This window comes from Pseudomonas sp. B12(2026) (assembly GCF_057767015.1).
Genome location: NZ_CM173430.1, coordinates 5,259,827 through 5,274,121, shown reverse-complemented (window position 1 = coordinate 5,274,121; position 14,295 = coordinate 5,259,827). Strand labels below are relative to the sequence as shown.

Genomic DNA, 14,295 nt, shown 5'->3' with positions numbered 1-14,295 from the left:
TCGTTCGTCCTGGAAAGTGATGCGAGGTGGAGGCAAGGCTACGGTTGCCGCCGGTGGCGGTCAAGGCACCCTCTTACGGGGCGTCCGAGGCTGGAGTGTAGCCGCCTGCGCGGTTTTCGGCCGGGCGGCATTGGCCAATCGTTGCGCACTTGATTAGACTGCGGGCGTTCTTGTCGGGGTGCCCCATGCGAAGGGCTGAGATCGGATAGTTCCGGATCCCGTTGAACCTGATCGGGTTAAGACCCGCGTAGGGAACAAGAAGTCCGCATCCCCGGCGCCTTCCCGCCCCGGCCCCAGCCCTCTCAGGGATGCGTCTCTTCGCCGCTCGGTGCGGCTCCCTCGGTTCAGGTTCTCCCCGGCAGTCACCCCCAGGAGAGCTTGGATGAGCACCCAGAAAAACAACGTCACCCGCCTTGAACAGCTGGACCGCCAGTCGACCCAGCCCTTCCCGAATTCGAAAAAGGTCTACCTGACCGGCTCGCGCCCGGACATCCGCGTCCCCGTGCGGGAAATCTCCCTGGCCGACACCCCGACCGCCTTCGGCGGCGAGAAGAACGCCCCGGTGATGGTCTACGACACCTCCGGCCCCTACACCGACCCGGACGTGCGCATCGACCTGCGCAAGGGCCTGCCGGACGTGCGTTCGCGCTGGATCGACGAGCGCGGCGACACTGAAATCCTCCCCGGCCTGACCTCCGAGTTCGGCCAGTCGCGCCTGGCCGACGCCAGCCTCGACGACCTGCGCTTCGCCCACGTGCGCACCCCGCGCCGCGCCAAGGCCGGGGGCAACGTCACGCAGATGCACTACGCGCGCCAGGGCATCATCACCCCGGAGATGGAATACATCGCCATCCGCGAGAACATGAAGCTGCAGGAAGCCCGCGCCGCCGGCCTGCTCGACGCCCAGCACCCGGGGCAGAGCTTCGGCGCCAGCATTCCGAAGGAAATCACCCCCGAGTTCGTCCGCGACGAAGTGGCCCGCGGCCGCGCGATCATCCCGGCGAACATCAACCACACCGAACTGGAACCGATGATCATCGGCCGCAACTTCCTGGTGAAGATCAACGGCAACATCGGCAACAGCGCGCTGGGCTCGTCCATCGAGGAAGAGGTGGAGAAGCTCACCTGGGGCATCCGCTGGGGCGCCGACACGGTGATGGACCTGTCCACCGGCAAGCACATCCACGAGACCCGCGAGTGGATCCTGCGCAACAGCCCGGTGCCCATCGGCACCGTGCCGATCTACCAGGCGCTGGAGAAGGTCAATGGCATCGCCGAAGACCTGACCTGGGAAATCTTCCGCGACACCCTGATCGAACAGGCCGAGCAGGGCGTGGACTACTTCACCATCCACGCCGGCGTGCTGCTGCGCTACGTGCCGCTGACCGCCAAGCGCGTCACCGGCATCGTCTCGCGCGGCGGCTCGATCATGGCCAAGTGGTGCCTGGCGCATCACCAGGAGAATTTCCTCTACACCCACTTCGAGGAAATCTGCGAAATCATGAAGGCCTACGACGTCAGCTTCTCGCTGGGCGACGGCCTGCGTCCGGGCTCGGTGGCCGACGCCAACGACGCCGCGCAGTTCGGCGAGCTGGAGACCCTCGGCGAGCTGACCCGGATCGCCTGGAAGCACGACGTGCAGGTGCTGATCGAGGGCCCCGGCCACGTGCCGATGCACCTGATCAAGGAGAACATGGACAAGCAGCTGGAGTGCTGCGACGAGGCGCCGTTCTACACCCTCGGCCCGCTGACCACCGACATCGCGCCGGGCTACGACCACATCACCTCGGGCATCGGCGCGGCGATGATCGGCTGGTTCGGCTGCGCCATGCTCTGCTACGTCACGCCCAAGGAGCACCTGGGCCTGCCGAACAAGGATGACGTGAAGACCGGCATCATCACCTACAAGATCGCCGCGCATGCTGCCGATCTCGCAAAAGGCCACCCGGGCGCGCAGATCCGCGACAACGCGCTGTCCAAGGCGCGCTTCGAGTTCCGCTGGGAAGACCAGTTCAACCTCGCCCTGGACCCGGACACCGCCCGCGCCTTCCACGACGAGACCCTGCCCAAGGACTCGGCCAAGGTCGCGCACTTCTGCTCCATGTGCGGGCCGAAGTTCTGCTCGATGAAGATCACCCAGGAAGTCCGCGACTACGCCAAGGAAAACGGCCTGACCGACGAGCAGAAAGCCATCGAGGCCGGCTTCCAGGAGCAGGCCGCGCGCTTCAAGGACGAAGGCTCGGTGATCTACAAGCAGGTGTGACCGGCAGCACCCTGTAGGAGCGAGCTTGCTCGCGAACAGCCCCGCAGCGGGGTTCATTCGCGAGCAAGCTCGCTCCTACAAGAGCCAAAGCCAGAACAAAATCCATTCCAACGACACTGAGCCCTGCACGCATCGTGACCGCCACCAACTACTCCCCCACCGTCGTCGTCGGCAGCGCCCAGCGCGTGCTCGGCCTGCGCGACGTGTTTTCCCTGTGGTTCTCCCTCGGCATCGGCCTGATGGTGCTGCAGACCGGCGCGCTGCTGGCGCCGGGCCTGGGACTGGCCGGCGCGCTCGGCGCGATCCTGCTCGGCACCCTGGTCGGCGTGCTGCTGCTGGCCGGCGCCGGGGTGATCGGCACCGACACCGGCCTCGCCGCCATGGCCTCGCTCAAGCTCAGCCTGGGCAGCCACGGCGCGGCGCTGCCGGCGCTGCTCAACCTGCTGCAACTGGTGGGCTGGGGCGCCTTCGAGATCATCGTCATGCGCGACGCCGCCAGCCTGCTGGCGACCCGCGCCTTCGGTGACGGCAGCGCCTGGACCAGCCCGGCGCTGTGGACCCTGGTGTTCGGCGCGCTGGCGACCCTGCTGGCGGTCAGCGGGCCGCTCGCCTTCGTGCGCCGCGTGCTGCGCCGCTGGGGCATCTGGCTGCTGATCGCCGCCTGCCTCTGGCTGACCTTCGACCTGTTCCGCCGCGCCGACCTGGCCGCGCTCTGGGCCCGGGCCGGCGACGGCTCGCTGCCGTTCGCCGTGGGCTTCGACATCGCCATCGCCATGCCGCTGTCCTGGCTGCCGCTGATCGCCGACTACTCGCGCTTCGGCAAGCACGCCGGGCACACCTTCGGCGGCGCCGCGCTGGGCTTCTTCATCGGCTGCTTCTGGCTGATGGGCCTGGGCGTGGCCTACACCCTGGCGTTCGCCGAGGGCAGCGACGCCAACGCGCTGCTGCTGGCGCTGGCCGGCGCCGGCATGGGCATCCCGCTGCTGCTGATCCTGCTGGACGAGTCGGAGAAGGCCTTCGCCGACATCCACTCGGCGGCGGTGTCCAGCGGCATCCTGCTGCCGCTGAAGGTCGAGCACCTGGCGCTGGCCATCGGCGTGATCTGCACCCTGATTGCCTGGTTCGCGCCGCTGGCGCAGTACCAGAACTTCCTGTTGCTGATCGGCTCGGTGTTCGCCCCGCTGTTCGGCGTGGTGCTGGTCGACCACTTCGTGCTGCGCCGCCGCGCGCCGGCCGCCATCCCCCAGGGCCTGCGCTGGGGCTCGCTGCTGGCCTGGGCCGGCGGCGTGGTGGTCTACCACCTGCTGGCCAACTACCAGCCGGACCTGGGCGCGACCCTGCCGGCGCTGGTGGTGGCGGGTGTGCTGCAATTGCTGCTGGGGCGGATCGGCGCCAAGGCGCTGGCTTCGGCGTGATGCTGTTCGCGAGCAAGCTCGCTCCTACAGGATCAGACGCCCGGTCATGCTGGACGGGCTCTTCGTAGCGAGCTTGCTCGCGAATCAATCCCTTACTGCGCCCCGCGCCCCGGGAAGTAATAGGTCTTCACGATGCCGTTCAGGCGCGGGTAGGGCAGCTTCAGCTCCGGATGGCCGACCGAGTGCGGGGCGATGCGGTCGATGTCGTACTTGAGCGTCAGCGCGCCGAAGGTCAGGGCGAAGTGCGGGGTGGCCTGGAACGGCCAGTCCTTCGTGAAGTCCGGGTCCTGCTCCTCCAGCTTGTTCTGCAGGACCCACGCCTGGTGCGACAGCCGTGCGGTGTTCCAGAAGGCTTGCTCCTGGCCGGGCAGGAGAATGTCCTGCAGGCCCAGCACCTTGTGCAGGCGCCGGTCATAATTGATGAAGGCGCGTCCCGGCTGGCCATACTCGCCGCCGGTGAAGCGATAGCTGGACAGCTCGAGGATCACCAGACCGTCATGCTGTTCGCGGATCTTGGCTTGCAGGTAGCTGCTCCAGCCGGGCTGGGCGCCGTCCAGGAAGCGCTTCTCGTAGACCTCCAGGCTGGCCGGCGCGGCGCCGTCGGGGCTGCGCGCCAGCTCCAGCAGCTGCTGCTCGATCGCTGCGTTGAGCGCCGGTTCGTCGTCGAAGCCCAGGGTGTCCAGGTTGAACAGCGGGCATTGCTCGCCCTGGCAGCCGGGCTTGAGGTGTTCGAAGGCGATGTGGCGGGCGGACAGCGGTTCGTCGAGGCCAGGCTTGAACAGGCTCTGGCAGGCCCCCAGGAACAGGCAGAGGCTGCCGAGGGCGGCGAGTTTCAAAAGACGCATGGGATTCCTTGTCGTCGCGGACATGGGCGGGTTGGACCGTCAGCGCGGCCGCAGGTTCGGCGGCAGTATGAACCACTCCGGCGCGCGGCGGCAGGGTGTGGCGGCCCGCCCGCGCAGCCCGCCGGACGGTCCGAGAAAGAGGCTGCGCCACGCCGGGCGGCGCGATAGGATGGCGCGAAGTTCAATCGATCAGTGAGTGGAACGGGATGTCGGAAACGTTCAAGCCAGGCCCCCAGGATGTCGAGATCCAGAAGCGCGAACAGTGCTTCAAGGGCTTCTACAAACTCGACCGGCTGCACCTGCGGCACCGGCAGTTCGCCGGCGGCATGGGCCCGCTGCTGACCCGCGAGTTGTTCGTGCGTCACGACGCCGTCTGCGTGCTGCCCTACGATCCGCAGCGCGACGAGGTGGTGCTGATCGAGCAGTTCCGCGTCGGCGCGATGGACGCCGGGGTCAACCCCTGGCTGCTGGAACTGGTCGCCGGCCTGATCGACAAGGACGAAGAGCCCGAAGAGGTCGCCCGCCGCGAAGCGGTGGAGGAGGCCGGCCTGACCCTCGGCGCGCTCTGGCCGATCGCCCAGTACCTGCCGTCGCCCGGCGGCAGCAACGAGCTGGTGCACCTGTTCGTCGGCCGCTGCGACAGCGGCGCCGCGACGGGCATTCACGGCCTGGCGGAAGAGGGCGAGGACATCCGCGTGCACGTGCTGGCCTTCGAGGAGGCGCTGCAGGCCGTGCGCGACGGTCGCATCAACAACGCGGCGAGCATGCTCGCCCTGCAATGGCTGGCGCTGAACCGCGCCGAGGTTCGGGGGTTATGGGTGTGAATCTGCTGCGCGAGCGCTATCGCGTCGACCTGGCGGGATTGCAGGCGACCTGCGAGGCGAACTACTTGCGCCTGATGCGCCTGTTGCCGGAAATGCGTGAAACCCGGGTCTCCCGCCGCGTGGCGCTCAGCGAGGGCGAGCGGCTGCTCGGCGTGCTGGCGCTGGACGTGCTGGAAGCCTGCCCCTACACCACCGTGCTGCGGGTGAGCCAGGAACTGGGCCTGCCCTGGCTGCCGGCGCCGCGGCTGGAAGTGCGGGTCTACCACGATGCGCGCATGGCCGAAGTGGTCGGCGCGGAGCAGGCGCGCCGCCTGCTGGCGATCTATCCCTATCCGAACCAGGCGATGCACCAGCCGGACGAAAAGAACCAGCTCAACCTGTTCCTCGGCGAGTGGCTGAGCCATTGCCTGTCCTGCGGTCATGAGCTGGAGCCGGTGCTGCAGCGCTGATCTGTCATGATGGCGCATGGCCATGATATGATGCCGCCCGTTCATCGTGCGCCGCGTGTGCCTAACTGTGATCTGTGACGCTTTCCCGGTTTGCCCGCAAGCGTGGCTGTCACCATACTGATCACTCATCCGTGGACGCCGCCTCACAGGAGAAGGCGCATTGCCTCCAGTGCCTGAATTCCCTTCCGATACCGCCTCGGTCCTGCTGGTCCAGCTGTCCGACAGCCATCTGTTCGCAGAGCCCGATGGCCGTCTGCTGGGCATGGACACTTCCGACAGCCTGAGCCAGGTGGTCCGCCTCGTCCTCGACGAGCAGCCGGGCATCGACCTGGTGCTGGCCACCGGCGACCTGTCGCAGGACGGCAGCCTGGCGTCCTACCAGCGTTTCCGCGAGATCACCGCGCCTATCGCTGCGCCGATCCGCTGGTTCCCCGGCAACCATGACGAACTGCAGACGATGCGCGAAGCGACCGCCGGCAGCGACCTGCTGCAGCCGGTGATCGACCTGGGCGCCTGGCGTGTGATCCTGCTCGACTCCACCATCCCGGGCGCCGTGCCGGGGCAGGTGACCGACGAACAGATCGGCCTGCTCGAACGCGCCATCCAGGCCGCGCCGGACAAGCATCTGCTGATCAGCTTCCACCACCACCCGGTCTCCATCGGCAGCCTGTGGATGGATCGCATCGGCATCTACAACCCGGAAAAACTCTTCGCTGTGCTGGACCGCTACCCGAACGTGCGCTGCCTGCTCTGGGGCCACGTGCACCAGGAGATCGACCGCATGCGCCGCGACGTGCGCCTGCTGGCCTCGCCGTCCACCTGCGTGCAGTTCACCCCGGGCAGCGAGGATTTCTGCGTCGACAGTCCCGCGCCGGGCTACCGCTGGTTGCGCCTGCATCCCGACGGTTCGCTGGAAACCGGCGTCTCGCGGGTGACCGGCATCGACTTCGAGATCGACTACAGCGTCAAGGGCTATTGAGGCCGGCCTCGTACCAGTCGCCATCCCCGGTTCGATCCACTTGCGGCATGCCGCTTGCAGCTTGTAGCCTCCCGGCCCATGACTGCATTCCTCTATATCCACGGTTTCAACAGCTCGCCCGCCTCGCAGAAGGCGCGCCAGTTCGTGGCCGCCATGCGGCACCTGGGGCTGGAAGGACAGGTCCGGGTTCCCGCGCTGCACCACCATCCGCGCCAGGCCATGGCGCAGCTGGAGTCGGCGCTGGCGGAGCTCGGCCAGCCGCTGCTGATCGGCAGCTCGCTGGGCGGCTACTACGCGACCCATCTGGCCGAACGGCATGGCCTGAAGGCCGTGCTGATCAACCCGGCGGTGGCGCCGCACCGGCTGTTCGACGGCCAGCTCGGGCCGCAGACCAACTATTACAGCGGCGAGACCTGGGAGCTGACCCACGATCACGTCGAGGCCCTGGCCGCGCTGGAAGTCCCGGCGCCGGTCGATGGCGCGCGCTACCAGGTGTGGCTGCAGACCGCCGACGAAACCCTGGATTACCGCGCCGCCGAGCGCTACTACCGGGCCTGCGCCCTGCGCATCGAGGCGGGCGGCGACCACGGGTTCCAGCACTTCGCCAGCCACCTGCCGGCGCTGCTGGCCTTCGCCGGGATACCCTCCGGCCTGTGGCGCGACGTAGACTTCTCGACCTTTGAACCAATTTCCTCTGATTAAGTAGGGACCCCATGGCCCAGCAGAACGCCTATAACGCAGACGCCATCGAAGTCCTCTCCGGCCTCGATCCGGTGCGCAAGCGCCCGGGCATGTACACCGACACCACCCGTCCCAACCACCTGGCCCAGGAAGTCATCGACAACAGCGTCGACGAGGCGCTGGCCGGCCACGCCAGGAGCGTGCAGGTGATCCTCCACGAGGACAACTCGCTGGAAGTGATCGACGACGGCCGCGGGATGCCGGTGGACATCCACCCCGAAGAGGGCGTGCCGGGCGTCGAGCTGATCCTCACCAAGCTGCACGCCGGCGGCAAGTTCTCCAACAAGAACTACCAGTTCTCCGGCGGCCTGCACGGCGTGGGCATCTCGGTGGTGAACGCGCTGTCGACCCTGGTCGAGGTGCGCGTCAAGCGCGACGGCAACGAATACCGCATGACCTTCGCCGACGGCTTCAAGTCCAGCGACCTGGAAGTGGTCGGCAGCGTCGGCAAGCGCAACACCGGCACCACCGTGCGTTTCTGGCCCGACGCCAAGTATTTCGACTCGCACAAGTTCTCGGTCAGCCGCCTCAAGCACGTGCTCAAGGCCAAGGCCGTGCTGTGCCCGGGGCTGCTGGTGAGCTTCGAGGACAAGTCCAGCGGCGAACGCATCGAATGGCACTACGAGGACGGCCTGCGCTCCTATCTGGTCGACTCGGTCTCCGAGCACCTGCGCCTGCCCGACGAGCCGTTCTGCGGCACCCTGTCCGGCAACAAGGAAGCGGTGGACTGGGCCCTGCTGTGGCTGCCCGAGGGCGGCGAATCGCTGCAGGAAAGCTACGTCAACCTGATCCCCACCGCCCAGGGCGGCACCCACGTCAACGGCCTGCGCCAGGGCCTGCTGGACGCCATGCGCGAGTTCTGCGAGTTCCGCAACCTGCTGCCGCGCGGCGTCAAGCTGGCGCCGGAAGACATCTGGGAGCGCATCGCCTTCGTCCTCTCGATGAAGCTGCAGGAGCCGCAGTTCTCCGGCCAGACCAAGGAGCGCCTGTCCTCCCGCGAGGCCGCCGCCTTCGTCTCCGGCGTGGTCAAGGACGCCTTCAGCCTGTGGCTCAACGCCCACCCCGAACTGGGCCTGCAACTGGCCGAACTGGCCATCAGCAACGCCGGCCGCCGCCTCAAGGCGGGCAAGAAGGTCGAGCGCAAGAAGGTCACCCAGGGCCCGGCGCTGCCCGGCAAGCTGGCCGACTGCGCGGGGCAGGACCCGATGCGCGCCGAGCTGTTCCTGGTGGAGGGCGACTCCGCCGGCGGTTCGGCCAAGCAGGCGCGGGACAAGGAATTCCAGGCGATCATGCCGCTGCGCGGGAAGATCCTGAACACCTGGGAAGTGGACGGCGGCGAAGTGCTCGCCAGCCAGGAAGTCCACGACATCGCCGTGGCCATCGGCGTCGATCCGGGCGCGGTCGACCTGAGCCAGCTGCGCTACGGCAAGATCTGCATCCTCGCCGACGCCGACTCCGACGGCCTGCACATCGCCACCCTGCTGTGCGCGCTATTCGTCCGCCACTTCCGCCCGCTGGTGGAAGCCGGCCACGTCTACGTCGCCATGCCGCCGCTGTTCCGCATCGACCTGGGCAAGGAAGTCTTCTACGCCCTCGACGAGGCCGAGCGCGACGGCATCCTCGACCGCCTGGCCGCCGAGAAGCGCCGCGGCAAGCCGCAGGTCACCCGATTCAAGGGCCTGGGCGAGATGAACCCGCCGCAGCTGCGCGAGACCACCATGGACCCGAACACCCGCCGCCTGGTGCAGCTGACCCTGGAAGACACCGAGGGCACCGTGGAAATCATGGACATGCTGCTGGCCAAGAAGCGCGCCGGCGACCGCAAGTCCTGGCTGGAAACCAAGGGCAACCTGGCGGAGGTGTTCGCCTGATGCGCTGGCTGCTGGCGGCTCTCGGGCTGTTCGCCGGCCTGGCCCAGGCCGAGACCGCGCCCATGGTGGTGTCGAACACCCTGCAGTTCGTCTCCGAGCATCCGGTGGATGGCATGCCCAAGGGCAACCTGTCGGGCCTGGCCAACTGCGCCGGCGAATTCTGGGCGGTCTCCGACCGTGACGACGACCGCATCTACCGCCTGCTGCCCGACGAGCAGCCCGGCAAGGCCTGGCAGGCCAGCGCCGAGCCGTTCGTGCCGCCGGGCGTGCCGGACAGCGGGCTGTCCTGGGGCATGCGCGCGCGGGCCAGCGTCGGCAGCCTGATGCGCGGCGGCGCGATGGACTTCGAGGCCATCGGCTGCGATCAGGCGGGCAACCGCTATGTGGCCAGCGAAGGCTACGCGGCCGTCCTGCTGCTGCCGGCGGCCGGCGAGGCGTCCTGGCTGCCGCTGCCAAAGAGCCTGCTGCGCCAGGCCCGGGCCAACGGCCTGCTGATGAATTTCAATGCGCTCTACGAAGGGCTGGCGATCAGCGCGGACGGCAAGCACCTGTGGCTGGCGGCGGAACGCCAGCACCGTGGCCTGCTGCGGGTGCGCAGCGACAACGGCGCCTGGAAGTGCGAGGGCAACTGCGTGCTGCTCAGCGAGGGTGGCGTGGCGATGCCGCCGCCGGAGCTGGGGAGCGAGCGTCCCCTGCCCATCGATTTCTCCGACCTTGCGCTGTACAAGGACAAGCTGTTCACCCTCGAGCGCCTGGCGCACCAGGTCTGCCGGCGCAACGCCGACACCGGCGCGCAGGAACAGTGCTGGTCGTTCGCCGCCGGGGCGCTGGCGCCGGAGCGGCGCTACGACCTGCCCTACGGCGTGGCCGAGGCGCTGCTGATCGACGACAAGGGCGCCTGGATCGGCCTGGACAACGGCGAGCACGGCCGCGCCGACGGCGATTCGCGGCCCTACGTGCTGCGCTTCGCCGCGCCCAGCGGCGGCTGGCTCGGTGGCAAATGAGCGACGCGGTGCCGGGGAAGCGGCTGGGCAAGGTCATGATGTTCCTCGCCTGGGGCGCGGGCATCCTGCTGGCCACCCGCTATTTCGGCGCCTGGGAAGAGCGCCAGCACAACCCCAACGCGCAGCCGCAGTCGACGCATGGCGCCGGCTACGTGGAAGTGCGCCTGCTCGGCAACCGCGCCGGCCACTATGTGGTCGACGGCAGGATCAACGGGGCGCCTGTGACCTTCATGCTCGACACCGGCGCCACCCAGGTGGCCATCCCGCAGGCGCTGGCCGCTCGCCTGGGGCTGCCGCGCGGCGCGCCGGTCACCCTGAACACCGCCAACGGCCGCAGCGAAGGCTGGCGCACGCGCCTGCCTTCGCTGGAACTTGGCGATATCCGTCTGAACGACGTGTCCGCGCTGGTCGCGCCGGGCATGGAAGGCGACGAGGTGCTGCTCGGCATGAGCGCCCTCAAGCAACTCGATTTCACCCAGCAGGACGGCACCCTGGTGCTGCGCCAGCAATCTTCACCGTGAGGCACGCATGAGCGAAACCCTCGATCTGAGTCTGGAGGGCGTGGAGCGCCGGTCACTGGCCGACTTCACCGAACAGGCTTACCTGAACTACTCCATGTACGTGATCATGGACCGCGCCCTGCCGCATATCGGCGACGGCCTCAAACCCGTGCAGCGGCGCATCGTCTACGCCATGAGCGAACTGGGCCTGGACGCGGACGCCAAGCACAAGAAGTCGGCGCGCACCGTCGGCGACGTGCTGGGCAAATACCACCCGCACGGCGACTCGGCCTGCTACGAGGCCATGGTGCTGATGGCCCAGCCGTTCTCCTACCGCTACCCGCTGGTGGACGGCCAGGGCAACTGGGGTGCGCCGGACGATCCCAAGTCCTTCGCCGCCATGCGCTACACCGAAGCGCGCCTGTCGCGCTACGCCGAGACCCTGCTGTCCGAGCTGGGCCAGGGCACCGCGGACTGGGTGCCTAACTTCGACGGCACCCTGGAAGAGCCGGCCGTGCTGCCGGCGCGGCTGCCCAACCTGCTGCTCAACGGCACCACCGGCATCGCCGTGGGCATGGCCACCGACATTCCGCCGCACAACCTGCGCGAAGTGGCCGCCGCCTGCGTGCGCCTGCTGGACCAGCCGGACGCCACTGTCGGCGACCTGATCGAGCATGTGCCGGGCCCGGATTTCCCCACCGAGGCGGAAATCATCACCCCGCGCGCCGACCTGCAGAAGATCTACGAAACCGGCCGCGGCTCGGTGCGCATGCGCGCCGTGTACCGCATCGAGGACGGCGACATCGTGGTCACCGCGCTGCCGCACCAGGTCTCCGGGGCCAAGGTGCTGGAACAGATCGCCGGGCAGATGCAGGCCAAGAAGCTGCCGATGGTGGCCGACCTGCGCGACGAGTCGGACCACGAGCACCCGACCCGCATCGTCATCATCCCGCGCTCCAACCGCGTGGACGCCGAAGAACTGATGACCCACCTGTTCGCCACCACCGACCTGGAAAGCTCATACCGGGTGAACATGAACGTCATCGGCCTGGACGGCAAACCCCAGGTCAAGGACCTGCGTCAGGTGCTGAGCGAGTGGCTGACCTACCGCACCGACACCGTGCGCCGCCGCCTGCAGTTCCGCCTGGACAAGGTGGAGAAGCGCCTGCACCTGTTGGAAGGCTTGCTGGTCGCCTTCCTCAACCTCGACGAAGTCATCCACATCATCCGCACCGAGGACCAGCCCAAGCCGGTGCTGATGCAGCGCTTCGAGCTCTCCGAGCTGCAGGCCGACTACATCCTCGACACCCGTCTGCGCCAGCTGGCGCGCCTGGAAGAGATGAAGATCCGCGGCGAGCAGGACGAGCTGGCCAAGGAGCGCGCCAAGCTGCTGGCGATCCTCGGTTCCAACGCCAAGCTGCGCAAGCTGGTGCGCGACGAGCTGATCGCCGACGCCGAGACCTACGGCGACGCCCGCCGCTCGCCCATCGTCGCCCGCGCCGAGGCTCGCGCCCTGTCGGAAACCGAGCTGATGCCGACCGAGCCGGTGACCGTGGTGCTCTCCGAGAAGGGCTGGGTGCGCTGCGCCAAGGGCCACGACATCGACGCGACCGGCCTGTCCTACAAGGCCGGCGACGGCTTCAAGGTGGCCGCGCCGGGCCGCTCGAACCAATACGCGGTGTTCATCGACTCCACCGGGCGCAGCTATTCGCTGGCCGCCCACAGCCTGCCCTCGGCCCGTGGCCAGGGCGAGCCGCTGACCGGCCGCCTGACCCCGCCGCCGGGCGCCACCTTCGACCGCGTGCTGCTGCCCGAGGACAGCGCGCTGTACGTGCTGGCCTCCGACGCCGGCTACGGCTTCGTGGTCAAGGGCGAGGACATGCAGGCCAAGAACAAGGCCGGCAAGGCCCTGCTCAGCCTGCCCGGTGGCGCGCAGGTCATGGCGCCGCGCCCGGTCGCGGATGTCGAGCAGGACTGGCTGGCCGCCGTCACCACCGAAGGCCGCCTGCTGCTGTTCAAGGTCTCCGACCTGCCGCAACTGGCCAAGGGCAAGGGCAACAAGATCATCAGCGTGCCGGGCGACCGCGTGGCCAGCCGCGAGGAGTACCTGACCGACCTGGCGGTTCTTCCGACGGGCGCGACGCTGGTGCTGCAGGCGGGCAAGCGGACGCTCTCCCTCAAGGGTGACGATCTGGAGCACTACAAGGGGGAAAGGGGCCGCCGGGGCAATAAACTGCCGCGCGGTTTCCAGCGGGTGGACAGTCTGCTGGTAGAATCGCTGTCTCAGGACTGAGACGTGGCTCGATACACTCTGCCTCTGGAGCTCGGGCGTCGGTTGAGGGATGATACGTCCCTTTGGCAGCCGGCGCCCCCGGCGCGTTGCCTGAAGTTACTTGAAATGTTGGATGTAGCGCCGATTTTCGGCGAATGACGGTGATTCACGATGAGCGCTCTGCGCGTCCTTGCATGTCTTTCTCTCGCCAGCGTCCTCGGTCTGGCGGGCTGCACAGTGAATCGACCGACCCAGCTGTATCAACTGGATGCAGGTGCAGCGTCGGTTCCGACCCGCGAAAATGGTGTCGCTGTGCTCCTTGGCCCGGTATCCCTGGCCGACTACCTGAAGCGCGAAACCATGGTTCAGCGTCAGGCCGACGGTATTCTCAACCTGTCCACCGACGCCCGTTGGGCGGGCAATCTGGAAACCAACGTCAGCCAGCAACTGCTGCGCCTGCTGTCGAGCCAGCTCGACAGTACCCGCCTGGCCCTGTTCCCGGAGAAGCCCGGCTTCACCCCGCAGGTGCAGGTCATGCTGACCATCAGCCGGCTGGATTCCGGCCCAAAGGAGCCGGCGGTGCTGGAGGCGCGCTGGCGCCTGCTCGACCCGAAGGGTGAACTGCGCGACAGCCGCGTGTTCCGCGAGGAAGAGCCGCATTCGGGCAGCATCCAGGACCAGGTCCGCGCCCAGGGCGACCTGTTGCGCAGGCTGTCGGTCCAGTTGGCCAAGGACGTTCGCCCGGTCGCCGCGGCGGTGGCCGAATCGACGGCCGCGCCGGCACGCAAGCCGGCGGTCGCCAACACCGGCGAGCAGGCCAAGCCCAAGGAAGAGGGGCCGAAAATCCCGCTGGTGGTGCCGATCCGCACCGATGTCGAGGTCTACCGCTTCTGACGTCGTTCGGCCCGGAAAGCTGGTTTTCCGGGCCGTTCCATGTTGCCGGGGCGGTATCCCGGCGCAGCCGCCCAGCTTGACATCTTCTTGACGCACCCCGTGGTATCAAAGGCGCCGTTTGCAGGTCTCGGATGCGCGGAGCTCTTTCCGCAGCGCGCCTGCGAGGGGCTCGGCGTGTCGTCACTTCCACTTTCCTTTCCCGGTCAGGCAGATGCTGCCTTGACCCGGCAGGCGCTGT

The 14,295-nt window shown here is 68.0% G+C and carries 12 protein-coding genes and 1 riboswitch; of the genes, 11 read left to right on the top strand and 1 reads right to left on the bottom strand.

Annotated elements, in window-relative coordinates:
• Positions 1 to 164 precede the first annotated feature (164 nt).
• Positions 165 to 271, top strand: a riboswitch (TPP riboswitch).
• A 111-nt stretch (positions 272 to 382) separates the two neighbouring features.
• The gene (gene thiC / locus AC3B6A_RS24595; protein WP_488399703.1) at positions 383 to 2,263 is read left to right on the top strand and encodes a phosphomethylpyrimidine synthase ThiC; all 1,881 of its coding nucleotides are present in this window, start codon (positions 383 to 385) and stop codon (positions 2,261 to 2,263) included.
• 131 nt (positions 2,264 to 2,394) lie between these two features.
• Positions 2,395 to 3,678 carry a putative hydroxymethylpyrimidine transporter CytX gene (cytX, locus tag AC3B6A_RS24590; RefSeq protein WP_488403696.1) on the top strand — a complete coding sequence of 428 codons (1,284 nt, stop codon included), beginning with the start codon at positions 2,395 to 2,397 and terminating at the stop codon, positions 3,676 to 3,678.
• Between the two features lie 92 nt (positions 3,679 to 3,770).
• Here the strand turns inward: cytX and AC3B6A_RS24585 are convergent, their stop codons facing one another.
• Entirely contained in the window at positions 3,771 to 4,523 is a 753-nt protein-coding gene (locus AC3B6A_RS24585; protein WP_488399702.1) for an RsiV family protein, read from the bottom strand.
• Positions 4,524 to 4,729: 206 nt separating this feature from the next.
• Here AC3B6A_RS24585 and AC3B6A_RS24580 point away from each other — a divergent pair, with 206 nt between their 5' ends.
• The 9 genes from AC3B6A_RS24580 to AC3B6A_RS24540 all read left to right on the top strand — a co-directional run bounded on the left by AC3B6A_RS24580 (position 4,730) and on the right by AC3B6A_RS24540 (position 14,057).
• Positions 4,730 to 5,347 carry an NUDIX domain-containing protein gene (locus AC3B6A_RS24580; protein WP_488399701.1) on the top strand — a complete coding sequence of 206 codons (618 nt, stop codon included), beginning with the start codon at positions 4,730 to 4,732 and terminating at the stop codon, positions 5,345 to 5,347.
• Complete coding sequence (locus AC3B6A_RS24575; protein ID WP_488399700.1) at positions 5,338 to 5,796, top strand: DUF1249 domain-containing protein; 459 nt, start codon at positions 5,338 to 5,340, stop codon at positions 5,794 to 5,796. Before AC3B6A_RS24580 ends, AC3B6A_RS24575 begins: the two co-directional genes overlap by 10 nt.
• A 160-nt stretch (positions 5,797 to 5,956) precedes the next feature.
• Positions 5,957 to 6,775 carry a 3',5'-cyclic-AMP phosphodiesterase gene (gene cpdA, locus AC3B6A_RS24570; protein WP_488399699.1) on the top strand — a complete coding sequence of 273 codons (819 nt, stop codon included), beginning with the start codon at positions 5,957 to 5,959 and terminating at the stop codon, positions 6,773 to 6,775.
• A 78-nt stretch (positions 6,776 to 6,853) separates the two neighbouring features.
• Positions 6,854 to 7,477, top strand: a complete 624-nt coding sequence (locus AC3B6A_RS24565; RefSeq protein WP_488399698.1) for a YqiA/YcfP family alpha/beta fold hydrolase — start codon at positions 6,854 to 6,856, stop codon at positions 7,475 to 7,477.
• A gap of 11 nt (positions 7,478 to 7,488) precedes the next feature.
• On the top strand, positions 7,489 to 9,387 hold the full coding sequence (parE, locus tag AC3B6A_RS24560; RefSeq protein WP_488399697.1) for a DNA topoisomerase IV subunit B: 1,899 nt from the start codon (positions 7,489 to 7,491) through the stop codon (positions 9,385 to 9,387).
• Positions 9,387 to 10,391 carry an esterase-like activity of phytase family protein gene (locus AC3B6A_RS24555; protein WP_488399696.1) on the top strand — a complete coding sequence of 335 codons (1,005 nt, stop codon included), beginning with the start codon at positions 9,387 to 9,389 and terminating at the stop codon, positions 10,389 to 10,391. The genes parE and AC3B6A_RS24555 overlap by 1 nt, the downstream gene beginning before the upstream one ends.
• The gene (locus tag AC3B6A_RS24550; protein ID WP_488399695.1) at positions 10,388 to 10,912 is read left to right on the top strand and encodes a retropepsin-like aspartic protease family protein; all 525 of its coding nucleotides are present in this window, start codon (positions 10,388 to 10,390) and stop codon (positions 10,910 to 10,912) included. Before AC3B6A_RS24555 ends, AC3B6A_RS24550 begins: the two co-directional genes overlap by 4 nt.
• A 7-nt stretch (positions 10,913 to 10,919) precedes the next feature.
• Positions 10,920 to 13,184 (top strand): DNA topoisomerase IV subunit A, encoded by a 2,265-nt coding sequence (gene parC / locus AC3B6A_RS24545; protein ID WP_488399694.1) that lies wholly within the window; start codon positions 10,920 to 10,922, stop codon positions 13,182 to 13,184.
• Between the two features lie 150 nt (positions 13,185 to 13,334).
• Positions 13,335 to 14,057, top strand: a complete 723-nt coding sequence (locus AC3B6A_RS24540; protein WP_488399692.1) for a PqiC family protein — start codon at positions 13,335 to 13,337, stop codon at positions 14,055 to 14,057.
• Positions 14,058 to 14,295 lie beyond the last annotated feature (238 nt).